The organism is Vibrio sp. 10N.247.311.12 (genome assembly GCF_041467515.1).
GTDB lineage: Bacteria > Pseudomonadota > Gammaproteobacteria > Enterobacterales > Vibrionaceae > Vibrio > Vibrio crassostreae_C.
In genome coordinates this window covers 1-2,353 of sequence record NZ_JBFSUV010000092.1, presented here as the reverse complement: position 1 = coordinate 2,353, position 2,353 = coordinate 1, and the positions used below count along the sequence as shown (strand labels likewise).

Below are 2,353 nucleotides of genomic sequence, written 5' to 3'. Positions count from 1 at the left end.
AACCACCGACACGAGGATTTTCAATCCTCTGCTCTACCGACTGAGCTATCCGGGCGACGAGGTGTATTAAACGTGTTTTCGCGTTCTGGGTCAACATTAAATTGCAAAAAAAGTATCGTTTGATGTTTTTCTATACTTAGTGGGTTGTTTTTGCTCATTTGGGGTGAAAAACCTAGGTCTAGCATGCCCTAAAAGATAGTAAAACTACGGTTAACTACACTGAATGGGCGCCGAAATAAAAAAAGCACGTATGAAAACGTGCTTTTTTATTTGAAAATTTTCTAGGGAGTTTAGTGTTTTACTTCAAACCTATTAACCCAAGCTTCTAATTCGTTGGAAAGAGAGGCAAGAGTTTGGGTGCTGTTATGACTTTCTGTTACGACATTGCTCAGTTGGTTACCGCTCTCTTCGATCATATTGATACGCTTCGATATATCATCGCTCACCTGAGTCTGCTCAGCGGCCGCTGTTGCGATTTGATGACTCATTGATGAAATGGACTCTAATGCGACAACAATCTGTTGTAGTGCTTCAGAGGCGTTTTGAGACTCTGTTACGGTGCTTTCACTGGTCGCGGCACACACTTCCATGGTTTGAATTGCGTTGCGAGATCCCTCTTGAAGGTTATTAATCATTAATTGGATTTCTTTTGTGCTCGATTGTGTTCTGCCTGCAAGGTTACGAACCTCATCTGCTACAACAGCAAATCCACGACCTTGTTCGCCAGCTCGAGCTGCTTCAATGGCTGCATTTAGTGCCAATAGGTTAGTTTGCTCCGCTATATCACCAATCACATCTAATACTTTTGCAATGTTGTTTACATCGTTATCTAGGTTAGCGACAGCTTCGCTTGCTGTGCCTAGTTGGCCTGCTAAGCCTTGAATGTTATCTACTGTGTTGTGAATGAGTTGTTGGGTATGCTGGCTCTGTTTGTCGGCCTCGTCGGTGTTGCGCGCGGTATCGCTAGCTGAAGCAGCTACGTTATTGGCTGAAGAGGCCATCTCGGTCATTGCTGTCGCGATCATCTCTGTTGATTGCTGTTGGGTGTCTGTCAGTTGACCAATTGACCCAGCGCGATCTTCTACGCGCTGCAGTTCGCCTCTTAATGCCAGCATTGAAGCGTCAAGGTTTGATACTAGCTCAGCCAATGACTTACTCATTTGTTGTACGGCGTGATAGATACTGCCGTCAATTGCCTGAGTTTCGAAAGAGGTTTGAATTCGACCTTGTGCTACGGCTTGTACTGCTTCTCGTACGTCTTTAGGTTCGCCGCCAAGAAGCGCTAGCATGCGTTTAATGGATACAATTAGGCTCGCCAGAATAAGACCAGCAATCACGACACAAAGGAATAGCTGCCATTGAGCAGTAGACCAAAAACGAGCGTTAACTTCATTGAACCCGATACCAGTGCCGACAACCCAACCCCAATGTGGCGTTTTCTCTGCAATAGACAGTTTTTCTTCAATCGTTCCATCTGGCAGTTTTTGTGTCCAGGTGTACTCAATGATCTCGCCAGTACGATTACCAAGTACTCTTTGGATTAGCTGCCCAACACTATTGCCGTCGCCATCTTTAAAGTCGTTAAAACTGGTTCCGTGCAGTTGAGGATCTAATGGTGTCGCGATAAACGTCATGTTCTCATCGGCTACGTAAACATATTCATTATCTTTATAGATGTTGTTGCGTAGAAGGCGAGTAGCTAGTTGCTTGGCTTGCTCTTCTTCTAGTGTGCCATCAATCGCCATTTTTTCGACTTCAGTAAGAATGCTGTATGCGCTCTTAAACAGCTCTGTTACGCGAGCTTTGTTGTCCATGTTGCTAGCAACTCTTAAGGTCCATAAGCCTGTAGCCGTCAGTGCTAGCAGGGCGATCAAGATGATGCCCGATAATAAGTAAGCTTGCGTTTTTAGTTTCATATTTCCCCGCGCAGCGATTCAATAATTAGTATTAGGTATAATTCATCGAATCTTAATCTAAGTGGTGTAAGGCAGATATTAGAAAGACATCAAAGTATGATAGGGATTAAATTTTCGAAGAAAAAAAAGTAACAGGACTTGGTTCTATTTGTTTTAATGTGAATATTAGCGGGTCATGAACTTTATAAGGCGTTGGTTCTGTTGTAGTGGATATGCTTTATAGAACTTAGAATCAACTGCTGTAGTAAGAGTACTAAAAGGAGATAACTCAATTTATCGAGACTGATTAAGAGTTAGTGATGAGCTGATGTGTATATTGAATAGAGTTTGTTTTTGTTCAAACGAAAAAAAGCCAAGTCTTTCGACTTGGCTTTCTTGAATGTGGCTCCCCTTGCAAGACTTGAACTTGCGACATACGGATTAACAGTCCGCCGTTC

The 2,353-nt window shown here is 43.1% G+C and carries 1 protein-coding gene; it reads right to left on the bottom strand.

What is annotated here, in order from left to right; genetic code table 11:
* Positions 1-290: 290 nt before the first annotated feature.
* On the bottom strand, positions 291-1,916 hold the full coding sequence (locus tag AB6E30_RS22405) for a methyl-accepting chemotaxis protein (protein ID WP_017062210.1): 1,626 nt from the start codon (positions 1,914-1,916) through the stop codon (positions 291-293).
* Positions 1,917-2,353 lie beyond the last annotated feature (437 nt).